Origin of the sequence: Moraxella sp. VT-16-12 (assembly GCF_002224245.2) — a bacterium.
Classification (GTDB): Bacteria; Pseudomonadota; Gammaproteobacteria; order Pseudomonadales; family Moraxellaceae; genus Moraxella.
Genome location: NZ_NKHK02000002.1, coordinates 78,844 through 92,757 on the forward strand (window position 1 = coordinate 78,844; position 13,914 = coordinate 92,757).

Annotated in this window: 10 protein-coding genes; 5 read left to right on the top strand and 5 right to left on the bottom strand. The window is 42.5% G+C overall.

Translation table 11 applies throughout. From position 1 onward, the window contains the following. Positions 1-423: 423 nt before the first annotated feature. Both CEW93_RS02165 and CEW93_RS02170 read left to right on the top strand, forming a co-directional pair. Positions 424-1,092 carry a tRNA-(ms[2]io[6]A)-hydroxylase gene (locus CEW93_RS02165; RefSeq protein ID WP_089539812.1) on the top strand — a complete coding sequence of 223 codons (669 nt, stop codon included), beginning with the start codon at positions 424-426 and terminating at the stop codon, positions 1,090-1,092. A gap of 67 nt (positions 1,093-1,159) precedes the next feature. After that, the gene (locus tag CEW93_RS02170) at positions 1,160-1,909 is read left to right on the top strand and encodes a glutathione peroxidase (RefSeq protein ID WP_089539810.1); all 750 of its coding nucleotides are present in this window, start codon (positions 1,160-1,162) and stop codon (positions 1,907-1,909) included. Between the two features lie 47 nt (positions 1,910-1,956). Here CEW93_RS02170 and thiI read toward each other — a convergent pair whose 3' ends face one another. From thiI to mtgA, 4 genes are all read right to left on the bottom strand, one after another. Next, entirely contained in the window at positions 1,957-3,393 is a 1,437-nt protein-coding gene (gene thiI, locus CEW93_RS02175) for a tRNA uracil 4-sulfurtransferase ThiI (protein WP_089539808.1), read from the bottom strand. 38 nt (positions 3,394-3,431) lie between these two features. Beyond that, on the bottom strand, positions 3,432-3,899 hold the full coding sequence (locus CEW93_RS02180; protein ID WP_089539806.1) for a YchJ family protein: 468 nt from the start codon (positions 3,897-3,899) through the stop codon (positions 3,432-3,434). Positions 3,900-3,983: 84 nt separating this feature from the next. After that, positions 3,984-6,062 (bottom strand): polyphosphate kinase 1, encoded by a 2,079-nt coding sequence (gene ppk1 / locus CEW93_RS02185; RefSeq protein WP_370511929.1) that lies wholly within the window; start codon positions 6,060-6,062, stop codon positions 3,984-3,986. A 208-nt stretch (positions 6,063-6,270) separates the two neighbouring features. Then, complete coding sequence (mtgA, locus tag CEW93_RS02190) at positions 6,271-7,023, bottom strand: monofunctional biosynthetic peptidoglycan transglycosylase (RefSeq protein ID WP_089539804.1); 753 nt, start codon at positions 7,021-7,023, stop codon at positions 6,271-6,273. A gap of 197 nt (positions 7,024-7,220) precedes the next feature. Between mtgA and CEW93_RS02195 the strand changes: the two genes are divergently transcribed. The 3 genes from CEW93_RS02195 (at position 7,221) to CEW93_RS02205 (ending at position 11,001) form a co-directional block, all read left to right on the top strand. Next, entirely contained in the window at positions 7,221-7,589 is a 369-nt protein-coding gene (locus CEW93_RS02195; RefSeq protein ID WP_143822776.1) for a hypothetical protein, read from the top strand. A gap of 274 nt (positions 7,590-7,863) precedes the next feature. Continuing rightward, complete coding sequence (locus CEW93_RS02200; RefSeq protein WP_089539800.1) at positions 7,864-9,621, top strand: L-lactate permease; 1,758 nt, start codon at positions 7,864-7,866, stop codon at positions 9,619-9,621. Between the two features lie 171 nt (positions 9,622-9,792). Further along, positions 9,793-11,001 carry an alpha-hydroxy acid oxidase gene (locus CEW93_RS02205; RefSeq protein WP_089539798.1) on the top strand — a complete coding sequence of 403 codons (1,209 nt, stop codon included), beginning with the start codon at positions 9,793-9,795 and terminating at the stop codon, positions 10,999-11,001. Positions 11,002-11,032: 31 nt separating this feature from the next. Here the strand turns inward: CEW93_RS02205 and CEW93_RS02210 are convergent, their stop codons facing one another. Then, positions 11,033-13,762 carry a TonB-dependent receptor gene (locus CEW93_RS02210; RefSeq protein WP_089539797.1) on the bottom strand — a complete coding sequence of 910 codons (2,730 nt, stop codon included), beginning with the start codon at positions 13,760-13,762 and terminating at the stop codon, positions 11,033-11,035. Positions 13,763-13,914: the final 152 nt, after the last annotated feature.

Genomic DNA, 13,914 nt, shown 5'->3' on the forward strand with positions numbered 1-13,914 from the left:
ATGTTTTGGTGCTATAATCTGCACACAATTGATAATTTCACGATTTTTTTACCAGTATGGAACATCTAGGCATCAGCTTTTGAGTCCCTAAGTAAGCCCTAGCCTGTGTATCACGACAGATAAGTTCGCTTACCAAATCCATACCTTGCGTATAGAATACCAACTTTGACATATTTTGCAACACCTTTTGTCTGAAAAATTTGTATTTTTTTATAAAAAAATTTTTTTTACTTTATTTATCAATAAGTTAAATATTGAATTTTTTTAATTTTTTTTGTGATTTTTTGGTAAAAAATCCCAGTATTATAGTATGATTTACACAAAAATAGCTTAATTATTAATCATATAAAAATTTTGTTACAATTTTGTTGTTATCATCACCAACCAACACCTTTTAAATTTTTATGACGGAGTGCATCAATTATGAGCAATTTTTCAACAGATGACGACTTGACAGCCATCACCACTCGTGCCAAAGCCAAAACTGACATCAGCCACATTCATGCTTTTTTAGGAGCAAAAACGTCTGATAAATGGCTGACTGTTGCCAAAGACAACCTACCCTTACTCATGCAAGACCATGCCAACTGTGAAAAAAAGGCGGCAGGCACGGCAATGAATTTGATTTTTCGTTATGAATTTCATCGTGATTTGCAAGAAAAACTTGCTCAACTTGTGCGTGAAGAAATGCTACATTATGAGCAAGTACTCACCCTGATGACAGAACGTGGGCTGTCATGGTCGCACCTGCCTGCTGGTCGCTACGCCAAAGGATTACTTAAACACAAACGCACTTGGGAGCCTGCTGGCATGATAGATGTGCTGATTATTGGGGCATTTATTGAAGCTCGCTCTTGTGAACGCTTTTCAGCATTGGCAGATGTGATTGATGATGAAAAACTATCAAAGTATTATAAATATTTATTAAAATCAGAAAGCCGTCATTATGAAGACTATCTTGCCCTAGCTCAATCAGTCTGTGATGAGCCCATAGATGAGCGAGTGGCGTTTTTTCGGCAAGTGGAAGCTGATTTGATAGACAGTCCTGATAGCCAATTGCGTTTTCATAGTGGCGTGCCTGACTTTGTGTGAATTTTGCCTAATCAATAAATTTTTTGTATAATGACGATTTAAATTTTGTATCATAAGGAGAAATGCTGTGGCATTTAAAGACATGACTGGGCAACACGTCCCAAACGTAACCTTTCGCACTCGCCAAGGCGACAGTTGGGTAGATGTAACGACCAATGAGCTGTTTGGTGGCAAAAAAGTTGTGCTATTTAGCTTGCCCGGTGCATTTACCCCCACTTGCTCATCAACGCACTTACCACGCTATAACGAACTGGCTGACGAATTTAAAAAACTTGGGGTTGATGACATCATCTGCGTGTCGGTCAATGATACCTTTGTCATGAATGCGTGGGCAGCCGACCAAGAATGTGGTAACATCACCGTCATTCCTGATGGCAATGGTGAGTTTACAGATGGCATGGGGCGTTTGGTTGGTAAAGAAAATTTGGGCTTTGGCAAGCGTTCATGGCGTTATTCAATGCTTGTGGACAATGGCGTGATTGTCAAAATCTTTGACGAACCCCAAAAAGATGGCGACCCCTTTGAAGTGTCAGACGCTGATACGATGATTAAGTTTTTAAACCCTGATTGGCAAGACAAGCCTTCTGTGGCAATCATCTCAAAGGCAGGTTGTCCGTTTTGTATCAAGGCCAAAGAAGCCCTAAGTAATCGTGGTTTGGCGTTTGAAGAGCTGGTGCTTGGGCGTGATATTACCATGACAGCCGTGCGTGCCATGACAGGGCGTGAAACTGCCCCACAGGTGTTTATTGGCGGTAAGCACATCGGTGGCTCAGATGACCTAGAAAGCTACCTAACCAGTGGTGAGTGCATACTATAACGGCGGTTGATATCAAAAAGAGATGATTGTTCATCTCTTTTTTGTGCTTAAAGCATTAATACTTTAATGTTATCAAAGCCTTTATCTTGTAAATACACCGCTTGAAGTCCACTCATCACGCCTTTTTTGCAGTACAACAGGTAATTTTTGGTTTTATCCAATTTGTCAAATTCTGTGGCTAATTTATAAAAAGGAATGTGAATGCTTGGCATGGATAATGGTTCATCATCACGCTCATCAAGCGTACGAATGTCAATCACAACATCATGTTCACCCACAACGCTCACCATCTGTACATCTGGCGTTTGCGTGGTCTGACTGGGGATTTGGCGAATGTCCATCGTCATCGCCGTATCAATGGCGTGCTGTAACACCGCAAAATCAAATTTGCTTTCAGTGGCAATGAGCTGATGTTCTAGTGCTTTTACCGTCGGCGATTTTGAAATCACCCCACAAAACTCAGGCATGGATTTGGCAATGTCTGCTGTACCAATTTTTTCGGCGGTGCTGATTATCTCTGCTTTGTCTTTGGTGATGAGTGGACGTAACACCAGCACATCGCTTGCTTTATCTATCATGGCAAGATTGGTCAAAGTTTGGCTTGCCACCTGCCCGAGTGCTTCACCTGTGATGATTGCCCCAATGCGATTTTTATGAGCGATTTGGCTTGCCACACGCATCATCATACGTTTTAGCACCACGCCCATTTGACCATCATCAATCTTGGTCAAAATCTCAGCCACCACGGGCTCAAAATCTACCGTTGTAAAACGCACTTTGTGTGAACTGCTGTATCGCTCCCATAAAGTATAAGCCAACTGCTTTGTGCCAATCTCATGCGTGCGACCGCCCATATTAAAAAACAAATAATGCACACGACTGCCACGCCTGATAAACTCATAGCTTGCCACACCCGAATCAAAACCACCAGAGATGAGCGACAGCACGTCTTCTTGGGTACTCATGGGAAACCCGCCCATACCATCAAAGCGTGCTTTGATAAAAAGCAGTTTATCACGCTCAATCTCAATTTTAACAGTAACATCAGGATTTTTTAGTTGTACTTTGGCAGACTCTACGGCTTGATTGAGTCCACCACCGACATATTGAGCGATTTGCATGGAATTAAATGGGTGTGTGCCACGGCGTTTGACACGCACACAAAAACTTTTGTCTTTTATGCTGTCTTTGACTTTTGGCAAAACTTGCACAAAAATATCATGCAAATCCACAAAAACAGACTCTTCCACTTGTAAAATGTGGTGAATGCCTGAGATACATTGCATTTTTTGTAATAAATCAGGCTGCCTGCTGACGTCTTTATGACGAACTTCAACATAATCCCAATGATGTACCACAGCAACGGTTTCGTCTATGGGTTTTAAGACATGACGCAAATTCCCTGCCAAAACCTTGGTAAAACGCTTACGCACGGTGTCGCTTTTCATCATGATTTCAGGGTGGAGCTTGATGATGTATTTCATATAAATCATTAACCAAAAGCTGGCTATTATACACCTTTTTATAAAAACCGCCCACAACACGCTTTAAATTTATCGCCACTACCGCACAGACATGGTTGTTTGTTGGTCAGTCTGATGGGTACAGTTGGGTCAAGAAAATACCAAACATCAGCGATTTTAACAAACGCTGACAGCTCATCATGAACGCTTTCACCCTGTCCATCATCAAAATACGCTTTAAAATGCACTTGGGCGTGGCTTTTGCCGATTTTGTGATGGCTGATGACACTTAGGCGTGTCCAGTTTGTGCTGTTTGCCCATGATTGCAAGGCAGATTTATCAAGCAAATCCTGCTGACTTGGGACGGTGGTTTTGATGATATAATCCACATTTTTTAGACAAAATGCCGAAAATCTTGATTGCATCAACGCTTTGGCAGTGGGCGGATAAACATGGTTGGTGTGATAAGGCTGACAGCAATCTGCATAAGGCATCTGGGGATTACAAGGGCAAGGATTGTGGGGCATGATTTATCCAAAATAAGTATTTAGCCAGAAATCATCAAGTTAAAACCGTTTTATAAAAAGTTAAAAACAGCGTAAGCACCCCCATTAATGACAGATTTTATCCAGTAGCATTGCTTGTGCATCATGGACATCATCAACGTGCTGCACCTGATTCCACTCACCACGCCCATCAAGCTCCCACGCCTGCACATTGTCGTTTAGATAGCTGATAAGCCCATCTTCATAAATCTGTCTAAAAATCTTTTTATCCAAAATCGGAAATGCCACTTCCACACGATGCAAAAGGTTTCTGTCCATCAAATCTGCGCTAGAACAATAAAGCTTTTCATCGCCATCATTATAAAAATAATACACCCGTGTGTGCTCCAAAAACCGCCCCACGATAGAACGCACACGAATGTTTTCTGACAGGTCTTTTACCTGTGGGCGCAAACAGCAAATGGAGCGGATAATCAAATCAATCTGCACGCCTGCACGACTGGCTTCATAAAGTTTATTAATGATGGCACGCTCGGTGATGGCGTTGCATTTTAGGATAATGCGTCCTTGTTTGCCATTTTTGACATGATTAATCTCACCATCAATCATACGAATCAGCCCATCATGTAGCGTAAATGGGGCGTGCAGTATCTCATGAGATGGCACAGGTCTACCCATGCCTGTTAGCTGAGTAAACACACCATGCACATCTTCACAGATTTTTTCATCAGCAGTAAACAGCCCATAATCTGTATAAGCCTTGGCATTACCAGCGTGATAGTTGCCTGTGCCTAGATGAGCATAACGGCGGATTTTATCACCTTCACGGCGGACGATGAGCATGAGTTTGGCATGTGTTTTGTAACCAACCACCCCATAAACCACCACCGCCCCTGCATCTGTGAGCATATTTGCCACGGCGATGTTGCTTGCTTCATCAAATCTGGCACGAAGCTCAATGACCGCGGTAACTTCCTTGCCGTTTTTGGCTGCTTGACACAAAGCCTGCACAATCTCAGAGTTGGTACCAGAGCGGTAAATGGTTTGCTTAATCGCCAATACATTAGGGTCAGAGCCTGCTTGCCACAAAAGATTAACCACAGGGTCAAAACGATGATAAGGATGGTGAACCAGCACATCTTGGTTTTTGATGATGTCAAACTTTGAGCGTTTACCTGCGGTTTTGGCATTTTCCATGCCCAAAAAGGCATCAGGCATGGCGTGATTAAAGGGGGTAAATTTTAGTTCAGGCTTATCAAAACTCACCAACATACGAGTAAGATTGACAGGTCCATTGACACGGTAAAGCTGACTTTCGTCAAGCTCAAACTCTTTTAATAACAGCTCATACAGCTCTTTTGGACAATTGGTGGTTACTTCTAGGCGAACCTTGTGTCCAAAACGGCGGTTATCTAGCTCCCCTTCTAAGGCTTTGGCAATGTCATCCACATCATCTGACAAATCAAGGTCAGCATTACGGGTCAGCCTAAACTGATGACAGCCAGTTACTTTCATGCCCAAAAACAGCTCGCCAACGTGTTCATGAATCACCGCCGACAACATGATGTGGTGTTCTTTACCACCCGTCAGCTCATCAGGCAGGCGTATCACACGGGGCAATGAGCGAGGTGCAGGCACGACCGCCAAACTTAAATCTCGCCCAAAAGCATCTTTGCCTTCTAAGCTAACGATAAAGTTGAGTGATTTATTGACCAGTCTTGGAAATGGGTGAGCAGGGTCAATACTGATGGGCGTCAAAACAGGCAACACTTGATTAAAAAAGTACTCTTGCATCCATGCTTTTTGGGCATCTGTCAGCTCATGGCGTTTTAGATAGCGAATGTCTGATTTGGCAAGCTGCGGCAAAATGTCTTCATTTAAAATGCGATACTGCTCTTTGACCGCACGGTGTGCCACTTGACTAATCTCATCTAATAACTCAGAAGGTTTGCGACCATCTAAACTGCTGGTTTTATCGCCTTGTTTCATCTTTTGGATAAGACCTGCCACACGAATCTCAAAAAATTCGTCCATATTTGACGAAAAAATTGTCAAAAAGAACATACGCTCCAATAACGGATAGCGTGGGTTGGTTGCCTGTGCCAGCACTCTGAGCTGAAAACGCAGTGTGGACATATCACGATTGATATAGCACTTTGGTGTAAAGCTGCCTTGTTCGTCCATCACACAAGACAGTTCATGCAAACCCACAGGGGCAGGCATTTGCCCTAGTACGCTTTGGACGGCCTGATAATCATCGTTTAGGTGGTCTTGGGTGGTTGTGTTCATCGTGGTTTCCTGTGTATCTTGTGTATCATATTGCAATGCCTGATAAAGACTTAAACTTAGGGCAGTTTTTTGAAATTTCATCGGTCAATCCCATCTGACAAGCCTATTCTTTTGGTAATGCTGCACTGTCCATACGAGCCAAAATAATGCGTTGTTTGTTACGCAAACGTTGGTTTTGGCGGTTTTTTTGGTAGTATTTTGGGCGTGGCAAACTACCAATCAACAAAGCGGATTCGGCACGGCTTAATGATTTGGCAGGCTTACCATAATAATGCCATGATGCCGATTCAATGCCATAAATGCCTTCGCCAAACTCCACCACATTTAAATACACTTCCAAAATACGTTTTTTTGACCACATCGTTTCCATCATGACCGTAATAATGGCTTCTTCTGCCTTACGAACATAAGAACGGTGTGATGTCAAAAACAGATTTTTAACCAGCTGTTGGCTGATGGTAGAGCCACCCATAGACACCGCACCTGCTTTTTCGTTGGCTTTAATGGCTCGCTCCATGCCATCAAAATCAAACCCTTGATGACTGACAAATTTGGCATCTTCACTGACGATGGCGGCTTGCTTAGTGCTTTTGGCGATTTTATCATAATCCACCCATGTTTGGCGAACTTCTTTGCCTTCCAAGCGGTGCAAGGTCATAAACATGGAATTGGTTACAGGCACATAACGCCACACTCCCAACAACAAAGCAATCAGCAAATGAAAACTTAGCACCAACACCAGCACTGGTGCAAGCACATATCGCCACCACCAAGGTGTTTTTTTAGTTGCTAAGGTGGCAGTTGGGGCAGATTGTGCCTGTTGATTTTTTTTGGCTTTTGCCACTTTTTTACTCATAAATGAATTATAATGTGTGATTTTAATCTGATTGTTTGTTGTGGCATTTAATTAAGCACAATAAGTTTTGACCCACATTCACACCAATAAAAATTAGACAATACCATGTATTATACATCTTTATGGGTCAATCTCAACCTTTACCGAACCAAAAATAACATTTGCACACTTTTGTGTATCTTTTTATGGTCATCATCATGGATAATAGCAAATTTATCAAATACTTACAACAATTATCAACCAACCGTTTTGCTCTAAATGTCCTATCTGGTCATGAGTATCAGGATTTTTTGCACACCTTGCTTGCCCATTTTCATCAGCAAAAGGCAAACCAGTACTATCTTATTGGCACAGATGGCTGTCATTTATGCGATGACGTCATGACACTTTGTCAGCGTATCGGTCTTAATGTTGCAGCTTTGGAGCTAAGCGATGCTGATGATGTGCTGATAGATACGCTTGGGCTGATGATACCGATTTTGGTTACGCCAACAGCCTTGCTCTGCTATCCTTTTGGGGTGATGGATTTGATGGCGCTACCTGTCATGACCGATAATATGACCTAAATAATAAAAATAATAATTATCAAATAATAAAATAAATCATTATTAAAATTAAATATCTATTTGAAAAATATCATAATTTTATAAAAATTTTTTAGCTATTTTTGGTTTAATTTAGTTTTAATTGTTGCAAAATTTTACAATACTCTATTTATTTTTAGTAAATAAAACAGTAAAATCTCGCCTTTGAAACTCATCTGATACATTCACATCATTTGAGACTGATAAACATACATTTCATCACGTTTATTTGCCTGATGGCAAACAAGGAGTGTTTATGCTTACCTTTTTGGCACTGTTGCCAATTTTGATTGTGTTTTTATTACTGGTGGTCATGCGACTGCCCGCCAAAGTTGCCATGCCTGTGGCGTATGTGGCAACCGCCTTATTATCGCTGTTTGTCTGGCAGACTGCTGGCAATCAGGTGGCAGCCGCCACCATTCATGGCGTATTAACCGCCATCAACGTTCTGTTCATCGTCTTTACGGCAGTATTGCTATTAAATACCCTAAAAGAAAGCGGGGCAATTGTCGCCATTCGTCAGGGCTTTATGGGCATCTCGCCTGACCGCCGTGTACAAGTCATCATCGTAGCGTGGCTGTTTGGCTCGCTGATTGAAGGCTCAACAGGCTGGGGCACGCCATCAGCGGTTGGTGCACCGCTACTGCTAGCTCTTGGCTTTCCTGCGATGGCGTGTGTGATGGCGATTTTGATGATTCAATCCACACCTGTCTCCTATGGGGCGGTTGGCACACCCATTCTTATTGGTGTGCAATCAGGGCTTGAAAATAAAGAAGACGTTGCAGGGGCGATTGCCAACCAAGGCATTGAATTTAGCCAATACATTAACCAAATCGGAGCAAATGTTGCCTTTGTACACTCCATCGTGGGCTTTTTGATTCCGCTACTAATTTGCTGTTTTTTAACCAGATTTTTTGGAGCAAAACGCTCGTTCCGTCAAGGCTTTGAAGCCCTACCCTTTGCCATTTTTGCAGGACTTGCCTTTACCATACCCTATTATTTGACTGCCAAATTTGTTGGTCCTGAACTGCCATCTTTGGTGGGTGCGATGATTGGTTTGGCGATTGTGGTGCCTGCTGCCAAAATGGGCTTTTTAACCCCCAAAACAACTTTTGATTTTGAGCATCGTGATAACTGGGAAGAAGAGTGGAAAGGCTCGCTTGCTCCTGCCAACATTGATGTCAATGAAAAAGCCAAATTTGGCGTGTTAAAAGCGTTTTCGCCTTATTTGTTGGTGATTGGCATTTTGATTGCCACTCGGACGATTAAACCTTTAAAAGACTGGCTAAATAACAATCTGGTCATCACGTTCAGCAACATCTTAGACACTTCCATTACCAACAAAACTCAACTGCTTTACTCACCTGCGGCAACTTTGCTTTTGGTGTCCATCATTTGTATCTTTTTGTTTGGCATGAAAGGCGATGCCATTAAAAAAAGCTGGAAAGACTCAGGGATTACCATGCTGGCGGCCGCTCCTGCGTTGCTATTTTCCATACCAATGGTACAGGTGTTCATCAACTCTGGCACGCCTGCTGATGTTGCCGAGCCAATCCTTGCCATGCCAAAAGTCTTGGCAGCTGGTGCAGCAAGTGTCTTTGCAGGGGCATGGCCACTGGTGTCGCCTTGGATTGGGGCGTTGGGTGCATTTATCGCAGGCTCTAACACCGTCTCCAACATGATGTTTGCACACTTTCAATGGAGCACTGCCGCTCAAATTGGGCTTGATGCTGTTGGTGCGTCCAAAGTGGTCTCCCTACAAGCCGTTGGGGGTGCAGCAGGTAACATGATTAGTGTACACAACGTCGTTGCCGCTTGTGCGGTGGTTGGTATGATTAACAAAGAAGGCTTAATCATTCGCAAAACACTCATCGCCATGACTTATTACTGCGTACAAGCAGGTTTGATTGGTATGGCATTCACCTTTAATCCCACATGGTGGATAGCAGCGATTATTTGGCCTGTTGTGGTTTTTGGTGGACTTAGTATGTTGGGCAAGGGCAAAAACGCCTAATTTTGATTGACCGCCACGTTAAAAAGGATTTGTTCAATGTGTGCAAATCCTTTTTTAGCAAATAACGAACATAATTTACACAGACTTGACAAATGTCATCATAGAGCAATATTCAACAAACTTCAAAAGTATTGTAGAATATTTACATTTATCCGAAAATAAGGTGCACTCATGACCGATTTAAGCAAAATGACCGAAATTGAAGATTTACGCCGAGTTGCCCAGCGTAAAGTCCCCCGTATGTTTTATGATTATGTGGACTCAGGCTCTTGGACACAAACCACCTACCGCAACAACGAAACCGACTTTGACCGCATCAAACTGCGTCAGCGTGTGCTGGTAGATATGGAAGGTCGCTCGCTTGCCACTCAGATGATAGGGCAAGACGTACATATGCCAGTGGCGATTGCTCCTACGGGTTTTACGGGCATGATGTGGGCAGATGGCGAGATTCACGCCGCTCGTGCTGCCGAAAAATTTGGCATTCCTTTTTCGCTGTCTACCATGAGTATTTGCTCCATTGAAGATGTGGCTGAAAACACCACCAAACCTTTTTGGTTTCAGCTCTATGTCATGAAAGACAAAAAATTCATGGAAAACCTAATTCGCCGTGCCAAAGACGCCAAATGTTCAGCACTGATTTTGACCGCTGACTTACAGGTGCTTGGACAACGCCACAAAGACATCAAAAACGGTTTGTCAGCACCACCCAAGCCCACACTTGCCAACATCATCAACCTAATGACCAAGCCTGAATGGTGCTTTAATATGCTTGGCACAAAACGCCATACCTTTCGTAATATCGTGGGTCATGCCGAAGGTGTGGGCGATTTGTCCAGTCTGTCATCTTGGACGGCTGAGCAGTTTGACCCCAGCCTAAACTGGGACGATGTGGCACGCATCAAAGAGCTGTGGGGCGGTAAACTCATCATCAAAGGCATCATGGAGCCAGAAGATGCCATTTTGGCCGCCAAAAGCGGGGCAGATGCGATGGTGATTTCAAACCACGGCGGTCGCCAGCTAGATGGCGCACCAAGCTCAATCGCCGCCCTATCCGACTGCGTGCAGGCAGTACAAGCCGAAAACTCAAATTGTGAAATCTGGCTAGATAGTGGCATTCGCTCAGGTCAAGACGTATTAAAAGCCATCGCCCTAGGGGCAAAAGGCACGATGATTGGGCGTTCATTTTTGTATGGGCTAGGAGCGTATGGCGAAGATGGCGTACGCCGTGCCTTAGAAATCATCTACAAAGAATGCGACATCACCATGGCGTTTTGTGGTCATACCAACATCAATACCGTTAATACTGACATTTTTGTCAAAGGCACTTATGAAAACTTAAAAGTTGCCGACCCGCATGTCAGCCCCATTCGTTGGTAATAAAAAACCCAGTCAATGACTGGGTTTTATTTTAAAACTTGACTGTCAAACCAAGCGTTACATTACGCCCCATTTGTGGCACATAAGGCAAAAATGAGTTGTGAATATAAATTTTTTCATTGAGCAGGTTATTGGCTCTAAGTGATAAAGTATAATCCACATTTTTCCACATATTGTCATAATCCACACCCACATTGAGCAAATTATAGCCTGCCGTTTTATTTTCTACCACTAAGCGTGGCTGCATGGCAAGCGGATTGTCTGGATTGACATAATCTTTGATTTCACATTCATCATCATCTCGCTGACAACCAGCCGGTGTACGTAGCTCTGGCTTGATGGCAATGGTAGAAGTAAAGACACGTTTTTGAGAAAAGATATGGCTAAACTCTAAATTGGCTGACCATTTATCATTTAGATAACCCTGCCAACGAAATCCTAAACGACTCGGCGGAATACGTGGTGCATTTGTAGCGGGACGCTCCAACATATCTGTACTTAATTTAGCCGGATACACCAAAACACAAATATCAGGAGCATCTTTGATGTCTTCTTTACTACAACTTGGGTCTAATGCCACAGTTGGTGGGGCGACTGGTTGATTTAAAAAGCTGACACACTTACTTAAATCACCACCTCTTAGCAAACATTCACCATCAATGCTATCTTCATCTAAAATAGGGTCTTTATCATAAAAGTTTTTACCAATCACGGGTTTTAAAGCACCAATTTTGCCACGCACCATATCACCAAATAACGTAAAGCTATGATTAGGATTAAGATGATAAGTTAGTTCACCCTCCAAACCGTAAATCTTAGCAGTAGTTTGATTATAACGGCGTAGATATAAATTGCCTTCTTTTTCTATATTTTCATTAAAAATATAGTTGTCAAAGTCGCTATAATAACCGCTTGCCTTATAATCAAATTTATTACCTGTATGAGCAATGCCAATCTCGTAGTTATTAGATTTTTCTTTGGTTAGATTTTTATTACCATGCTCAAATGAACTGGTCGCTAAATGTCTCCCTTGATAATACAACTCCATTGGTGATGGAATGCGTTCATTATGCGAATAGCTCAGTGATAAACGATGTTTATTTGTCATATCCCACAGTACCGTGGTGGCATAAGAAAAAGCATTTTGCTTGTATGGGCTTAAATCTGGATGCTGTGGCACATACAGACTTGGTCTAGCTGGATCCTTAAAGTGATTTAAAGCGTGTTGCAACAGATAATCACTATACTCAATGGGGGTTTTTTGTTTTTCATAACGTGCGGCTGCCTCTAAGGTAATATTACCAAATTTCGCTTGTTCTAACCCAAAAAAGCTCAAGCTTTTGTTTGTGTTTGGTACCAATAAATAAGGTCTGTACTGATTGATATTGTCATGTAATGCCTTGTCATAGGCTGCCCCAGATTCAAAATGACTTGGCAACAATACTTCACCTGCACTAGATTTTTGAGTTTGATATTGCACACCAAAGACGCCTCTTAAACGGCTGGTTGGGGTGTGATAAAACTCCAAACGACTATTGATGCCCTTTTTAGTAAAGATAGAACTGGCACTGCCTTTATCTACTGTTGTATCACGCTCAGCGGATTTTTTATTATTGGGATCTTGAACATTACCAGGGTCTTTTTCATCATGATAATAATCAGCGTAAGTCAAGCTTAACTTAATTTTATCCAAACCTTTGATGGGATAATTCAGCTCGCCACGCACATCATAACGGTCAGTTTTCATATCAATCCAAGGACTGTCATGCTCATGATTGATAGGCACACCTGTTGGATTGTTAATGCTAGGTTCATCATGATTGTGCTGACAATGAGTATGTGGATTGTCGTTGATGTCCTCATCAGTCATCAAATGTGGATAAATGGGAATATAGTAACGCCCAGATCCGTACCAACGAATAAAGTGCTCTTGATTACTATTACAATGAATGTGACCTGGAATGCCATATTTGTCTTCACGGCGACTATAAGATGCACCAACAAAGCCCTTATCAGCAACATAAGACACCCCAACAGTTGCCACAGTTGATTTATTATCACTACCCGGCAAATAGTCTAAGACCTTATCCGCTTGAAAATGTGGCACTTCATATTCATTAGCACGACGACTCAAACCCTCTACCCTAACAGCAATATTTTCACCCACTCCAAAGTTGATACCTGCCGTAACCAGTTTTTCGTCACTGTTGGTATTATAACGCAACATTGCTTCGCCATCAGTTTTTTGCAATACTCCACCTGCTGGCATCGCTGATGGAATACGACCATCCACCACGTTCACCACCCCTGCCATAGAAGCGGTGCTATATAGTAAAGTGGGAGCACCACGCACCAACTCCACTCGCTCTGCCAGTAGGGTATCTGCGGCAACCACATGGTCAGGCGACATGGATGACACATCAATCACGTCTGTGCCATTTTGTAAAATCTTGACGCGTACGCCATCTTGACCACGAATCACAGGGGCAGATGCACCACCCCCAAAAGGATTACTGTGCACGCCAAGCTCATCGGACAAAGCGTTGCCGAGCGTTGCCGAGCGATGTTTTAATTTCGCTTTACTCACCGTGGTGTCGCTGGCTTTTTTACTATCTTTAAAGACAAAACCTGAATTGCTTTGTGTGTCTTGCAAAGTCGCCACCAAGACATCTAGCACCACATTTGGTTCATCTTCTGTCTGTGCCATGGCAGACATGGCAAAGACACTACATATGGCACAAACCAATGGTTTTTTAATCATATCACACCCCAAATCCAACAATATAGACAAAATATTAACAAAAATTAGTATACTATAACATATCTTTAAAATTGAGTTATTATATAACATATAATTCAAATTGCAACAAAAACTCCCACTTAATCACTCACAATTTTGACAAACCTCACAAA